14 protein-coding genes are annotated in these 14338 nt (G+C 66.9%); 8 read left to right on the top strand and 6 right to left on the bottom strand.

Annotated features, from left to right (window positions below; all coding sequences use genetic code 11):
- The first annotated feature begins 14 nt into the window (after nucleotides 1-14).
- The 3 genes from PSV26_RS08570 to PSV26_RS08560 all read left to right on the top strand — a co-directional run bounded on the left by PSV26_RS08570 (nucleotide 15) and on the right by PSV26_RS08560 (nucleotide 2600).
- A complete protein-coding gene (locus PSV26_RS08570; RefSeq protein ID WP_300569807.1) occupies nucleotides 15-905 on the top strand; it encodes a DMT family transporter in 891 nt (296 codons plus the stop codon).
- A 23-nt stretch (nucleotides 906-928) separates the two neighbouring features.
- Nucleotides 929-1489, top strand: a complete 561-nt coding sequence (locus PSV26_RS08565; RefSeq protein ID WP_300512501.1) for a DNA-3-methyladenine glycosylase — start codon at nucleotides 929-931, stop codon at nucleotides 1487-1489.
- Between the two features lie 64 nt (nucleotides 1490-1553).
- Nucleotides 1554-2600, top strand: a complete 1047-nt coding sequence (locus tag PSV26_RS08560) for a glycerophosphodiester phosphodiesterase (RefSeq protein ID WP_300569804.1) — start codon at nucleotides 1554-1556, stop codon at nucleotides 2598-2600.
- On the opposite strand, the gene PSV26_RS08555 is transcribed toward PSV26_RS08560, so the two are convergent.
- On the bottom strand, nucleotides 2597-3847 hold the full coding sequence (locus PSV26_RS08555) for an MFS transporter (protein ID WP_300569802.1): 1251 nt from the start codon (nucleotides 3845-3847) through the stop codon (nucleotides 2597-2599). The two genes, PSV26_RS08560 and PSV26_RS08555, sit on opposite strands and share 4 nt — an antisense overlap.
- Before the next feature lie 93 nt (nucleotides 3848-3940).
- Here PSV26_RS08555 and PSV26_RS08550 point away from each other — a divergent pair, with 93 nt between their 5' ends.
- The 5 genes from PSV26_RS08550 (at nucleotide 3941) to PSV26_RS08530 (ending at nucleotide 9421) form a co-directional block, all read left to right on the top strand.
- Nucleotides 3941-4771, top strand: coding sequence for a helix-turn-helix transcriptional regulator (locus PSV26_RS08550; RefSeq protein WP_300569799.1), 831 nt, complete (start codon nucleotides 3941-3943; stop codon nucleotides 4769-4771).
- Nucleotides 4772-4955: 184 nt separating this feature from the next.
- Nucleotides 4956-6050, top strand: a complete 1095-nt coding sequence (locus PSV26_RS08545; protein ID WP_300569797.1) for an alpha/beta hydrolase — start codon at nucleotides 4956-4958, stop codon at nucleotides 6048-6050.
- 325 nt (nucleotides 6051-6375) lie between these two features.
- The gene (locus PSV26_RS08540) at nucleotides 6376-7056 is read left to right on the top strand and encodes a hypothetical protein (protein WP_300512507.1); all 681 of its coding nucleotides are present in this window, start codon (nucleotides 6376-6378) and stop codon (nucleotides 7054-7056) included.
- Nucleotides 7053-8426 (top strand): (Fe-S)-binding protein, encoded by a 1374-nt coding sequence (locus PSV26_RS08535; protein ID WP_300512509.1) that lies wholly within the window; start codon nucleotides 7053-7055, stop codon nucleotides 8424-8426. The genes PSV26_RS08540 and PSV26_RS08535 overlap by 4 nt, the downstream gene beginning before the upstream one ends.
- 101 nt (nucleotides 8427-8527) lie before the next feature.
- Complete coding sequence (locus tag PSV26_RS08530) at nucleotides 8528-9421, top strand: CAP domain-containing protein (protein ID WP_300569794.1); 894 nt, start codon at nucleotides 8528-8530, stop codon at nucleotides 9419-9421.
- Nucleotides 9422-9518: 97 nt separating this feature from the next.
- On the opposite strand, the gene PSV26_RS08525 is transcribed toward PSV26_RS08530, so the two are convergent.
- The 5 genes from PSV26_RS08525 to PSV26_RS08505 all read right to left on the bottom strand — a co-directional run bounded on the left by PSV26_RS08525 (nucleotide 9519) and on the right by PSV26_RS08505 (nucleotide 14225).
- A complete protein-coding gene (locus tag PSV26_RS08525) occupies nucleotides 9519-10001 on the bottom strand; it encodes a DUF2784 domain-containing protein (protein ID WP_300512512.1) in 483 nt (160 codons plus the stop codon).
- Between the two features lie 71 nt (nucleotides 10002-10072).
- A complete protein-coding gene (locus PSV26_RS08520; protein WP_300569791.1) occupies nucleotides 10073-11251 on the bottom strand; it encodes an ABC transporter ATP-binding protein in 1179 nt (392 codons plus the stop codon).
- On the bottom strand, nucleotides 11248-11913 hold the full coding sequence (modB, locus tag PSV26_RS08515; RefSeq protein WP_300562509.1) for a molybdate ABC transporter permease subunit: 666 nt from the start codon (nucleotides 11911-11913) through the stop codon (nucleotides 11248-11250). The genes PSV26_RS08520 and modB overlap by 4 nt, the downstream gene beginning before the upstream one ends.
- Before the next feature lie 15 nt (nucleotides 11914-11928).
- On the bottom strand, nucleotides 11929-12705 hold the full coding sequence (modA, locus tag PSV26_RS08510; protein WP_300569788.1) for a molybdate ABC transporter substrate-binding protein: 777 nt from the start codon (nucleotides 12703-12705) through the stop codon (nucleotides 11929-11931).
- 83 nt (nucleotides 12706-12788) lie between these two features.
- Nucleotides 12789-14225, bottom strand: coding sequence for a coniferyl aldehyde dehydrogenase (locus PSV26_RS08505; RefSeq protein WP_300569785.1), 1437 nt, complete (start codon nucleotides 14223-14225; stop codon nucleotides 12789-12791).
- Nucleotides 14226-14338 lie beyond the last annotated feature (113 nt).

Here is a 14338-nt window from a genome sequence, read left to right as displayed (position 1 = left end):
GGTATAAGCAGGGCATGAGCCTGTCCCACGCCGCCGCCAACCGCCGCGGCATTGTCTGCATGGTGGGCGCCATGGGTTGCTTCGTGACCAACGACGCTCTCGTGAAGTTCGCCAGCCAGGGCATGCCCGGCGCGCAGCTGATCTTCATCCGCGGCCTCATGTCGGTGCTGCTGGTGCTGGCCGTCGCCCATGCACTGGGCGCCACCGCCCGCATGCGCGAAGCCACGCGCGGCTGGGTCGCAGGCCGGGCTCTGGTCGATGCGGCGGCCACCATGCTTTACCTGGGGTCGCTGTTTCACCTGCCCATCGCCAACGCCACCGCCATCAACCTGGCGGCGCCGCTGTTCATGACGGTGTTTGCCGCGTTCTTCATGGCCGAGCGAGTGCGCGGCGCACGCTGGCTGGCCGTTGGTGTCGGCTTTCTCGGTGTGCTGCTGGTGATCCAGCCGCGTGCGGAAGGCTTCAACAGCTGGGCGCTGGTCTGCCTGCTGGGCACGCTGTTTCATGCAGCGCGCGACCTGATGACGCGGCGCATTCACGCCGGTATCCCGTCCATCCTGATCACGCTGGCCACTGCGGTAGCGGTCACCGTGGTGTCTGGCGTGGGTTCGCTGCTGCAGGGCTGGCAGCCCTTTGGCCTGTTCGAACTCGGGCTCCTGGGCCTGGCCTCGGTGTTCCTGACCGGCGGCTACTACTTCATCATCAGCAGCATGCGGCACGGCGAGATGACGCTGGTGGCACCGTTTCGCTACAGCGGCCTGCTGTTTGCGCTGGTGCTGGGCTACGCGGTGTGGGGCGAGGCGCCCAACAACGTGGCCTGGAGCGGTATCGCGCTGCTGATCGCCTCGGGCCTGTATGTGCTGCACAGCGAGAAGCGGCGCAGCCGGGTCGGCGGTGCAAAATAGGCGCTCCCGCCTGAACCGCTGCCGTGCCGATCGCATCCATTGATTTCTCCCTGAGCTCACCGGCCGTCGCGCGCCGGCTGATAGGCGCCACGCTGCTGGTCGATGGCGTGGGCGGGATCATCGTGGAAACCGAGGCCTATGACCGCGACGACCCGGCCTCGCACAGTTTTGCCGGGCGGACAGCGCGCAACGCCGCCATGTTCGGCCCGCCCGGCCATGCCTATGTGTACCGCTCTTACGGCATCCACTGGTGCCTGAACCTGGTCTGCCGCGAGGAAGGCCACGGCGCGGGGGTGCTGATACGCGCCATCGAACCGGTGGCCGGGCTGGACACCATGCGTGCGCGGCGCGGGCTGGACGACGTGCGCCTGCTCTGCGCCGGGCCCGGCCGCGTGGGTCAGGCCCTGGGCATCACCCACGCGCACAACGGCCTGCCGGTGACCGCACCGCCTTTCGGGCTGTTGCCCGCGCCCCTGAAGCGCAGGATCGTCAGCGGCCCGCGCATCGGCATTTCCAAAGCGGTGGACCAGCCCTGGCGTTTCGGCCTGGCCGGCTCGCCTTTTCTGAGCCGGCCGTTTCGCTAGGACGACCTGACCAGCCCTAAACTTGCGCTGCCGATGCCCGGCCCGACCTGCACCAGGAGACGACATGAGATTCCAGCGTTTTTCACCCCATGCTTGCACCCGCGTCGGGACCGTCCTGCTGGCGCTGCTGGCTGGCCTGTGCCTGCCGGCCGCCGCGGTGGCCCAGCCTGCAGAGCGCACCATCGACGTGCAGGGCCACCGCGGCGCGCGCGCCCTGGCGCCGGAAAACACCCTCGAGTCCTTTGCGCTGGCGCTGAGCCTGGGCGTGACCACGCTGGAGCTGGACATTGCGATCACGCGCGACGGCGTCCTGGTGATCTCGCACGACCCCAGGCTGAACCCGGACATCACCCGCGGCCCGGACGGCAACTTCCTCGCCTCGCACGGCCCGGCGATTTCCAGCCTGAGTTTTGAGGAACTGGGCCGCTATGACGTGGGGCGCATCAAGCCGGGCTCGGCGTATGCGAAGCCCTACCCCGAACAGCGTCCTGTCGACGGCGCGCGGATTCCGCGCCTGTCCGACCTGTTTGAGATGGTGAAAAAGTCGGGCAACACGCAGGTGCGTTTTGCGATTGAAACCAAGGTGTCGCCGCTGGCCCCCGAGTTCACGTCCAGCCCCGAGGTGTTTGCGCGCGCCGTGGTGGCTGCGGTCCGGGACGCGAAGCTGGCCCCACGCACCTCCATCCTCTCCTTCGACTGGCGCACCCTGAAAACCGTGCAGCAGGAGGCGCCAGACATCCCCACCGTGTACCTCAGCATGCAGCAGCGCGGCTTTGACAACATCGGTGCCGACCAGGCAGAGGCGTCGCCCTGGACCGCCGGGCTGCGTTACCGGGACCATGGGTCGGTCCCCCGGATGATCAAGGCGGCCGGCGGCCACACCTGGTCGGCGTTTCACCGCGACCTCACCGCCGCCAAGGTGAAAGAGGCGCAGGCACTGGGACTCCAGGTGCTGGCCTGGACGGTCAATGAGCCGTCCGACATCGCCAACATGCTGGATCTGGGTGTGGACGGCATTGTCAGCGACCGGCCGGACCGGGTGTTTCAAGCCCTCGGACCCAAAGGCCTCAAGCCACTGTGGCTGCCGGGACCGGCACCAGCGACGCGTTAGCCGGCTACGGTCCCGGGCGCCTGCCCGAGCGGCGTGCGGCGCACCCGCCGCACATTGAAGGCGCTGGCAATCAGCACGCCCTGCATCAGCGCCAGGCCCAGCAACACGCCGCGGAACTGCCCGTGGTCCATCATCACGCCGAAGATCAGCGGCGAAACCGCCTGCCCGATGTCCAGGCCCGCGTAGACCACGCCGTAGACGCGGCCCGAGGCGTTGTCGGGCGTCGAGCGTTTGACCAGCAGGTCGCGCGACGGCCCGGCGATGCCCGAGGCAAACCCCATGGCGCCAAACAGAACCGGCACCATCCAGGCCGGAAAACTGCCCAGGGCCAGCAACAGCGCCACCACCGCCGCCAACCCGAAGCCGGCACCCACAATGCGCTCGCAGCGCGCCGGGTCCGACGCGAGGAAACCGCCCAGCACCATGCCGCCCGCGCTGCACACCATGTAAGTCGTCAGGCACATCGCCACCAGGGCCAGCGGCACCTTGTGCAGCTGGCGTGCGGCTTCGGGCGCAAAGGCCTGCACCACGCTGAGCACAATCGCGTACCAGAAGAAAAAGGCAAAACACATCCATACCGCCGGAATCTTCAGAAAACCCAGCGAGCTGTCGGCCGCCGGCGCGCCCTGGACGGGCGGTGCAATCCGGATTGTCAGCTTGTCGCGATGCAGCACCAGCACGGCCAGCACGGCAAACGCCAGCACACCGGCCGTCGCCAGCGCCACCCGCCACGAGTACGCAAACGTCAGCGTCACCACCAGCGCCGGCGCCAGCGCCCAACCCAGGCTGCCGGTGATCCCGTGCACGCTGTAGGCGTGGCCCAGACGCGGCGCGCTGACCTTGCGGTTGAGCAGCGTGTAGTCCACCGGGTGGAACACGCCATTGCCGACACCGGCCAGCGCCGCAAAGCCGGCCATCATCCAGTAGCTGGTGCTGACCGAATAACCAAAGGCCGCGATGCCCAGCAGGCTCAGGCCCGCAAACAGGATAGGTCGCGGGCCGAAGCGGTCCACCACAAAACCCGACAGCGCCTGCACCGCGCATGAGACGACAAAGAAGATGGTCATCAGAAAACCGAGCTCGGCATAACTGACGCTGAACTCGTCCTTGAGCCAGGGGAACAGCGGCGCCAGCAGCAGCTGGCTGAAATGGCTGATCAGGTGCGCCAGCCCGACCAGGCCAATCACGCTGGCGTCGCTGCGCAGGGGAACCACGCCGGGGCCCGCATGGGTGCTTGATGTATTCATGGCGCCATCGTAGTATCGGCGCTGACTTCTGAAATGCGACAAAAAGCCATTCTTCGGCGAATTTCAGACAAACCACGGTTTCATCATTCCTCCATGGCACGCAGCTCCCGGCTCCACTTCATGCCGGTCGGCGACACCGACCCCTTCACGCCCAGCCGCGAGCGTCCGGTGCGCGTGCGGGCGCGCTCCATGCCGGTGGACACCCATTTCGAGCCGCATGCCCATGCCTGGGCGCAACTGGCCTACTGCGCCAGCGGCATCGTGCAGGTCACGGCCGAGCAGGGCCACCACAAGGCCGATGAAGTCACCTACATCGTGCCGCCCTCACGCGCGGTGTGGATAGCGCCGGGCGCGCGGCACCACATCACCGTGCTCGAGGCGGCGGAGTTCCGCACGCTGTACATCGACGCCAGCGCCACACCTGAGAACTGGCAAGGCTGCCGTGTGATCGTCGTCTCCGCCTTGCTGCGTGAAACCATCCACGCGCTCGACGCAGGCCCGCTGAGCCAGACTCGTGAGCAGTTGCTGACCCGCCTGGTGCTGGACGAACTGATCCACGCCGACACCCAGGCGCTGGGCGTGCCCCTGCCGAATGCGCAGACCGGCGACAAGCGCCTGCGCGCCCTGTGCGAGGCGGTGCTGCGCGCCCCGTCCGAACGCGCCACGCTGGCCGAGTGGGCCGGGGCCATAGGCGCCAGCGAACGCACGGTGGCGCGGCTGTTTCGCGATGAGCTCGGCCTGAGCTACCAGCAGTGGCGCCAGCAGGCCATCCTGGCCCACGCCCTGCCCCTGCTGGCGCGCGGCCAGTCCGTCAGCCAGGTGGCCGCCGCCAGCGGCTATGCCAGCGACAGCGCGTTTTCGGCCATGTTCAAGGCCGCCATGGGCCAGTCGCCGAGCCATTTTCAGAACAAAAACGGGCTGTAGCCCAAAATAGCCGATACAAGCTGCTACCAACTTCATAGCAGCGTGCAATGCAGGTGCATTGTGGGCTGGCAGATTCAAGGCACATTGCAGTCCTCTGGAGTTGCAGTCCCTTCAGATCGAGGATCTTGCGACGCGGGTTTCTGAGCGTTAGGCTTCATGTGTTTCACTCCTCAGGGAAAACTGTATGTTGATCACCAATCGACCAAAACAAAGCGCTGGACTCAGTCGGCGGGAAATAGTCAAGCTTGCAGGTCTTGCCTCGTTTTTCCCGGGGTTCGCATCGGCGCAAGCGCAGCCCCAGGCCGACTTGCCGCCGGGCGCCTGGACCAGCAAGACAGCCGACCTTGGCAGGATTCAACTCCACTACGTTGAACAGGGCCAAGGGCCGCTGGTTCTGCTGTGCCACGGTTTTCCCGAGTCATGGTATTCGTGGCGCCATCAAATCCCTGCAATTGCCTCCGCCGGCTACCGGGTCGTCGCCCCTGATCTGCGAGGCTATGGCCGCACCGGCGGACCCCAACAGGTTGATGCCTACGCCATCAGAGAACTCACGTCCGATCTAACGGGACTTCTGGACGTACTCCAGGAAAAGCAATGCGTTCTGGTAGGGCATGATTTCGGTGCAGTCCTCACATGGAACGCCGCCCTGCTGGCTCCTCAAAGGTTTCATGCCCTGGCGACCTTGAGCGTGCCCTACAACCAGCGCGGCAGCACACCACCCGTGGCAGGGCTGCGCCGTGCCGTCGGCGGCAGATTCAACTACATCGTTTACTTTCAGCAAGCAGGTGTTGCCGAGGCCGAACTCAATCCCAACATATCGGCATTTCTACGGGCGTTTTACTACTCGGCTTCGGCAGAGGGAGTGGCAGAACTCACGCGGCGGGTTGCACACACAAATCCCGCTGGTTTGATGGATACCCTGATTGACCCTAAACGCCCTCCAACCTGGATGAGCCCCAGGGAGTTCGATTTTTACGTTGCCGAATTTACGCGCAACGGTTTGACTGGTCCTTTGAACTGGTATCGAAACCTCGACGTCAACTGGTCGCAAATGGAGCAATTCGCCGGCGCGACCATCGTCCAACCCACCTTGTTCATCGCTGGCGCGGAGGACCCGGTGTTGCGCAGCACCCGTGCGAACTTTGACCGTCTCGCCTCCACGGTTCCCAAGCTTGCCAAAACAGTCTTGATCCCGAACTGCGGCCACTGGGTTCAGCAGGAGCAACCAGAAACAGTCAACCGGGAACTCATCGCCTTTTTGAAGACCGTTCATGCCTAGTGCAACCCGAAAATATCGAAACATGAAAGCGCGCCTTCGCACCCATGGCGGCGTTGCAACCCTTGCGAAGGCGCACAGTCTTCGCTGCGGCTTGCGCCTTGCCCTGGGCACGAAGTCATCACTTTCATTTTGTTTCGCTGCTTCCGTGCTGCAGTACTAGCCCTCAAGATTTGTGCATCATGCGCTATTGGTTCAATAGCACTTAAGCCCTGAGCGGCCGCGTGTCACCTCCTTGACATGCATCAAGTCAGCGCCGCAGCCGGAGCGCTAGCCTGAACCCTTTCCCCGCCGACACAACACACAACCTAACAAAAGGCAGGACACCATGGATTTGCTCGACTGGGCGCGCGGCCCCCTGCTCGCGGTCGCCATCGCCGTTTTTGGGGTTGGCGTGGCATGGCGGCTTTTTTCGCTGTGGCGCCTGCCGGCGCCCGCAGGCCGGCCGGCACCGGCTCGCGAGGCCTTCGGCACCACCGATGCTCTCAGGGCCAGCCTTTTGCGCATGGCGCCGCACCGCGGCTTTCATCCCAGCGCCACGCTGGTGACGATCAACCCCTACGTCTTTCACATCGGACTGGCCCTGGTCTTCTTCGGCTACGCGCCGCACATTGCCTTCATCCGCCGCCTGACCGGCCTGGGCTGGCCGGCACTGCCCGACATGGCGATCTACATCGCCGCTGCGGCCACCATCGTGTCGCTGCTCATCGCCCTGCTGTTCCGGCTCACCGACCCGGTGCTCAAGAAAATATCCCGCGCCGACGACATGCTGACCTGGGCGCTGACCATGCTGCCCCTGATGACCGGCATGGCCGTCGTGGGTGAGCCCTCGTCGGCCCTGCTCGCGCAAGCCAGCCCGCTGTACCGCGGCCCGCTGGCCGTGCACCTGCTGAGCCTGGAGCTGCTGCTGGTGTGGTTTCCCTTCGGCAAGCTGATGCACGCCTTTCTGGTGCTGCCCAACCGCATGCAGCTGGCCCGCTTTCTCGGACGCCGTGGAGTACGCACATGATCGACATGGCCGTTTTCAAACAATTCCAGGAGGCGATCCGCCACCTGGGCGAGATGGCGCAGCCGGAGCAACTCACCGATGCCGCCCGGCTGTCGCGGGCCAAGGCCGTGATGCACCGCAAGACCGACCGCGCGCTGGCCATGGACCTGGAGTCCTGCGTCAACTGCGGTTACTGCTCCGAGGCCTGCCACTTCTACCAGAGCACCCAGGACCCGAAGTACACGCCGACCCGCAAGCTCGACCTGCTGCGGCGCGTGCACATGCGCGAGACCTCGGCGTTTGCCCCCCTGCATCGCCTGTTCAAACCCGACATCACCGTGGCCGACCTGCAGGAATGGCAGGAGCTGGTGTACGACGCGTGCACCGAATGCGGCCGCTGCAGCATGGTCTGCCCCATGGGCATCAACATCGCGCGCGGCGTCAACGTCATGCGCGAGGCGCTGTCCGAAGCCGGCCTGGTGCCGCTGGAGTTGATGGCGGTGGCGCAGGAGCAGGCCGGGCGCGGCACGGTGTTCGGCGTCGGTCCGGCCGAACTCGTCCAGACCGTGGAGGCCTTGCGCGCGCAAGGCATCCCCATTCCGCTGGACGAAGCCGCCGCCGACGTGATGCTGGTCACCACGGTCATCGACGTGCTGCTGTACCAGGATGCGCTGGCGGCCACGGCGCGTATTCTCAACCAGCTCGGCCTGCGCTGGACGCTGCGCAGCGCCGGCTTCGAGGCGGCCAACTTCGGCCTGCTGTCGGGCAACGAAGGCCTGCAGAAAGCGGCCAGCCAGCGGCTGATCGCGGAGGCACTGGCCATAGGCGCGCACACCGTGATCCTGCCCGAGTGCGGCCACGCCTACCCGGCGCTGCGCTGGGAAGCGCGCCTGCCTGGCGGCGAACCACTGCCCTTCGAGGTGCTGGCCGCCTCCGAATTTGTCGGCCGCGAAATCCAGAGCGGCCGGCTGCAGCTGCAGCCTGGCGATGCCGGCCAGACCTACACCTACCACGACGCCTGCAAGCTGGCACGCCACGGCGGCGTGATCGACGAGCCGCGTGCCGCCATCCGCGCGCTGGGCGGCGAGTTCCGCGAGACCGCGCCGACGGCCGAACTCAACTGGTGCTGCGGCGGTGGTGCCGGCGCCTTCCTGATCAACCGCGCCGCCCCGCTGCGCCACAAGGCCTGGGAAATCAAGCGCCAGCAGATCGACACCACCGGCGCTGCCACGGTGGTGGTCTCCTGCGCCAGCTGCCGCCTCAACTTCATGGCCGGCGCGGAAACCGACCAATGGCCCACACGCATTGCCAGTCTGGTGGAGCTGGTGGCCGAACACCTGCCCGGCGACCGGCCCCCAGCGGCCGTTCCTGAGCATCAAAAACCGGCCTGAGCCCCCTGCCGGCGGGCGCTGACTGCTATCAAAACAGGAAGCCTGCGGGCCTCGAACAACCCCGGGGCAGGCTTTGAAGGCCGAAGTTGCTACCATGCGGCATGAACTCTGGCAGCACCCCCCTGACGAAAAAATGTGAATCATGGCGGAACGCCGCCGGGAGTCTGGCGCTGGCCCTGCTGGCCGCCACGGGACCGGTACAGGCCCAGTCGGACAGCGACCGTCAACCGGGTCTGTTGCGCGACATCAACGCCGTGCGGCAGCAAGGCTGCGAAGGGCAAGCCGGCAAGGCCGCGCCCCTGCGCGAGAACGCCGCCCTGTCGGCCGCCGCGGCCCGCCTGGCCAGTGGTGACCGGCTGGACGAAGCGCTGAAAAGCGCTGGTTACCGCGCTGTCAACGGGGCGCAGATCATCCTGCGCGGCGCGGGCGCCACCCTGCTGACGCGGGCCAGCCTGGGCAGCTCATGCAGCGTGCTGACCCAGGCCGATCTGACCGAAGCCGGTTTTCACCACCATGCCGCCCAGACCTGGATCGTGGTGGCCGCACCCTTCATGCCGCCCGGCGCAGCGCAGGCCGATGACCTGCAATCGCGTGTGCTGGCCCTGGTCAACGAGGCCCGCGCCCAACCACGCCGTTGCGGCAACGAGACTTTCCCCGCAACGCGCCCGCTTCATTTCAACGCCAAACTGCGGACCGTCGCAGCCGCCCACGCCGCCGACATGGCGCGCTACAACTACTTCGACCACGCCGGCCGTGATGGCAACCATGTGGAAGAACGCGCCAGCAGCAGCGGCTACCGCTGGCGCGCCATCGGCGAGAACATCGCCGCCGGCCACACCATGGCCGAAGCCGCCATGCAGGACTGGCTCCAAAGCCCGGAACATTGCGCCAACGTGATGTCACCGGCCTACACCGAGATGGGCGCTGCCTTTGCAGTGAACAACAACAGCAGCGCAGGCATTTACTGGGTGAAGGTGTTCGGCGCAGCCCGATAACGGACCGGCCTGGCGCCCCCTGCGCGCAGCCGGGCTTTTGAAACAAAAGCGGCATCCGCCCTGATGCAACGGGCGCTGCCAGCTATCAAAAAAATAGCTAAGGTCTGCTGCCGCGACGGCTCTCGGGCGAAGGTCTCCGGCGCTCGGGAGGAAAACGAATCCACGCAGCCACCACCAGCAGACCGAACAGCGAGTAGCCGATGGCAAACACCCACCACGGCGCTTCGTAGTAGAGGACGCGCTGCAACCAGTGTTCGATAAAGCCGCCACCGTAGCCGGCCACCCCGGCCCGCTCACGCAGCCACATCTCCAGCGTGGTCAGCGGACACACCATGCCCAGCCAGGTTTGCGCCACCACGAACACAATCGCCGCCAGGTGCGCCAGCCGGAACCAGAGGGCGTTGACCCAGCGCCAGCCCCGCAGGTTGCCGGCCAGAACCAGCAGCAGGCCGCCCACCACAAAGGCCACAACGGCCACATGCAGCGTGAGCACGATGTCGGCGAGCCATTGCCAGACCGGGGCATCCGGCGCGGTGCCCGTCGCGGTGGAGGTGCCCGCCAGGGGCTGCGTGTAGGCCATGGCGTCCTTTCAGGTGTCTGCCAGAAGCCGAGCGTAGCAGCCCGTGCACGGCCTCGCCCGGGACGCGGCGCCTAGCCGGCGTTGCGCACCGGCATCACATGCACCAGCGCCATGTCCAGCCGCACACAGATGCGCTGGCCGGGCGCCAGCGGCGCGGGTTGCGGCCCGGACAGGGTGAGCCGCAGGCAGGCGCCGGGGGACTGCTCCAGCCGCAGGGTCACCAGCGTGATTTCCCCCAGGTGGCGCAGCTCGGCGACACTGGCGCAGAAGTCACCGGGCGCCTGTGACGGCGCGTCGAGCAGGTGAATGCCTTCGCCGTGAATCACCCAGCTCACCGCCTGGCCCGGCGCCAGACGGCCCTTGTCGCGCACGCGCAGCACGCTGCTGCGCCCTTCCTCCGTCGCGCCGCCCGGCATGCCGTCGGTCCAGCGCAGCAGGCCCCAGCCCCCCTCGCCCGACGTTTCGCCCGATGTTTCGCCCGATGATGCGTCGGGCCCCAGCCACACACCGTCAAAGCGGTTCTGGATACCCACCAGGTCGGCCACGCGGGCGTTGCGCGGCGCGCGGTGGATGCTGGCCGGCGCGCCCTGCTGCAACACGCGGCCGGCGTCAATCACCACCAGCTGGTCGCACAGCAGGCGCGCCTCGTTGAGGTCGTGTGTGACCAGAACGATGGGGATGTCCAGCTCGCGCCGCAGTTCGGCCAGCAAGGCATACAGGCCGTGGCGGCTCATCTGGTCCACCGCGGAAAAAGGTTCGTCCAGCAGCAGCAGCGCCGGCTCGCGCGCCAGCGCCCGCGCCACCGCCACCCGCTGCTGCTCACCGCCCGACAGGTGCGCGGGTCGGCGCGCCTGCTGGCCGGGTGTCAGGCGCACGTGGTCAAGCCAGCGCCGCGCGCGCTCGCGGCGCTGCTCGCGCGGCAGGTGCATAAGCGCCAGCGCCACGTTGTCCAGGGCGCTCAGGTGCGGCATCAGCGCGTAGTTCTGGAACACCAGGCCAACATGGCGTTGTTGCGGCGGCACAAACACGCCGCCGGCCGTGTCGCACCAGACCTGCTCGCCCACCAGCACGCGCCCCTGCGCCGGCCGCATGAGCCCGGCCATGATGCGCAGCATGGAGGTTTTTCCCGCACCCGACGGCCCCACCAGGGCCAGCATCTCACCCGGCGCGCAGCGAAACTGCGCCGACAGGGCCATGGGCTGGGCCTGCTCGACCTCGACCACCAGCGCCCGGCTTGCCGGTGCACTCATGGACGGCGCACCAGCCGGGCCGACGCGACAAAGGAAAAACCGACCGCCAGCAGCGACAGCAGCAGCAAAGCCAGCGACATCTGGTTGGCCGCCGCCAGGTTGAAGCCCTGCACCTGGTCGTAGATGGCAATGGCGATGGTGCGGGTTTCACCCGGGATGCTGCCGCCCACCATCAGCACCACGCCGAACTCGCCCAGCGTGTGCACAAAGGTCAGCACCATGGCCGACAACACGCCAGGCCAGACCAGCGGCAGCTCCACCAGGCGAAAGGTCTGCCAGCCGCCCAGGCCGCTGACGGCGGCGGCTTCGGCCAGGTTGCGCGGCACGGCCTCGAAGGCGCGCTGCACCGGCTGCACCATGAAGGGAATGTTGAACACGAGCGAGGCGATCAGCAGGCCCAGGAAGTTGAAGCTCAACTCGACGCCGAGCCACTGCCGCGCCCACTGCCCGATGGGCGAGCCGCCGCCCAGCGACACCAGCAGGTAATACCCGAGCACGGTGGGCGGCAGCACCAATGGCAACACCACCACCGCCTCGACCCAGGCCTTGCCGCGAAAGCCGGTGTAGGCCAGCCAGCGCCCGGTCAACACACCGACGGGCAGCAGGATCACCAGCGTGGCGGCGGCGAGTTTGAGCGAGAGAAAAAGAGCGGACCAGTCCATGGCGGCGGCTTGTGCTTACTCTTTCGGCATCACGAAGCCGTAGCGGCCCATCACGGCCTGCGCGGCCGGCGTGCCGATGAAGGCGTAAAACGCCTGCGCGGCCGGTTCGGCATTTTTCAGCAGCACCATGCGCTGGCGCAGCGGCTGGTGCCAGCTGTCGGGAATCAGCGCAAACGTGCCCAGCCGGCCCACGCTGGGCGCCAGCGCCAGCGACTGCGCAATGATGCCGCCCTGGGCTGCGCCCGAACTGGCAAACTGCGCCGTCTGGGAAATGTTTTCACCCAGCACCAGCCGCGGCTGCAACGGGCTCCACAGGCCGGCGTGTTGCAGCGCCTCCCTGGCCCGGGCGCCATAAGGGGCGTGATCAGGGTTGGCGATGGCGAACTTCTGCAGCCGCCCGTCTTTCAGTGCCGCCGCCAGATCCTTCAGTTCGCTGTCGGCCTTCAGGGCCGAGCCATGCGGCACCAGGATGCCGATGCGGCCCAGCGCATACAGCCGGCCGCGGTCACGCGTCCTGCCGGCGTCCGCCAGTTTGAAGACAAAATCTTCGTCGGCCGAGAGATACATCTGGAAAGGCGCACCCTGCAGTATCTGCGAGTAAAAGTTGCCCGAAGAGCCGAACACCAGGCGAAGCTTCTGCCCTTGTTCCTTCTCGAACAGGGCGGCCACTTCCTCCAGCGCGAACTTCAGGTCCGACGCCGCGACCACCACCGGCTGCGCCTGCGCCCGGCCCGGCAGGCCGCCCAGGCCCATGGCGGCACACAGGCACAGGGTCGTGATGAGTGCTTTCAAGGAAGTGCTTTCAAAAACATTGTTTGATTATCCCTTTCCCGCCTGCCCGACAGGACCGCTGCGGGAACGACCGCCCTGCTGTCTTACAACCAGCGTTTGAGCAGCCCCATGATCTGGTCGAAGCGTTTGCCATAGGGCGGGTAGAACAGGTCGCCACGTGCCCACTTCGACGACACCAGCACCGGCTTTTGCTGGGTGAAACGCAGAAACCCGGTTTCACCGTGGTAGGCGCCCCAGCCACTGTCGCCAACGCCGCCAAAGGGCAGGTTGTCGTGGGCGATGTGCATCAGCGTGTCGTTGACCGTCACGCCGCCGCTCACGGTGCGCGCCAGCACCGCGTCACGCGCAGCCGTGTCGGTGCCGAACCAGTACAGGGCCAGCGGCCGTGGCCGGTCGTTGATGAAGCGGATGGCTTCGTCCAGCGTGGCATAAGGCAACACCGGCAGCACCGGGCCAAAAATTTCCTCGTCCATCAGTTTCATGGCCGGTGTGGCGCCGAACACCAGCACCGGCGCCATCTGCCTGGTGGTTCCGGACGCAGCGCCACCCGGGTTCACCACCTGCAGCCGCGCGCCCTCGCCTTCGGCTTGGGCCAGCAAGGCCTGCAGGCGCTCGTGGTGGCGCGGGCTGATGATGGCCGCGTAATCAGGGTTGCCGGCAATCGTCGGAAAGAGTTTGGCCACCGCACGCGTGAAGGCTTCGCCAAAAGCGGCTTCCCTGCCCTGCGGCACCAGCACATAGTCGGGCGCAATACAGGTCTGGCCGGCGTTGAGCAGCTTGCCGTGGGCGATTTTCAGGGCCACGCTGTCAAGGTCGCTGGAGGCGTCGACGATACACGGCGACTTGCCGCCCAGCTCCAGCGTGGTGGGCGTCAGGTTGGCGGCGGCGGCCTCGGCCACCTTGCGCCCGGTGGCGGTGGAGCCGGTGAACACCAGGTGGTCAAACGGCAGGCGGGTGAAGGCCGCCGCCAGCGCTGCGTCGCCCTCGACCACGCAGAACTCGTCGGCGGCAAAGGCCTGGCCGATCAGCTGCGCCATCAGGGCCGAGGTGCGCGGTGTCAGCTCGCTCGGCTTGAGCAACACGCGGTTGCCCGCGGCCAGGGCCGTGATGGCGGGCGCCAGTGCCAGCTGCACCGGGTAGTTCCAGGGCGAGATCACCCCGACCACACCCACGGGTTGGCGCTGCAGATAAGCGCTGGACGGCTGCAGGTACAGCGGCGTGGACACCTTCACCGGTTTGACCCACTTGGGCAGGTGTTTGAGCGTGTGCGACAGCAAGGTGCGCAGCACAAACATGTCGGCAATTTCGGTCAGCTGCGGCGACCGCACGCCGAAGTCGGCCTGCACGGCCAGCGCCAGCGCCGCGCCGTGTTCGTCGAGCAGTCGCCGCATGCGCTGCAGCCGGTCCCGGCGCAAGGCCAGCGGCACCTCGACCTGGGCGCGGCTGGCGCTGTGCTGGGCGTCAAACAGGGAACGAAGGGAAAGTTCGGTGACGGCGGCAGGGGTGGTGGTGGCGTTCATCCGGCGATGATAGGCTGCAACAGGCTATTTGGTTAGCTCCGTTCACCCTGAGGCTGTCGAAGGGCTGCAAGGCTCCGACCCCTTCGACCGAACTCAGGACAGGCGGCTCAGCC

The organism is Polaromonas sp. (assembly GCF_029945685.1).
Taxonomy (GTDB): domain Bacteria; phylum Pseudomonadota; class Gammaproteobacteria; order Burkholderiales; family Burkholderiaceae_C; genus Polaromonas.
This window is presented reverse-complemented; position numbering and strand designations above follow the sequence as displayed.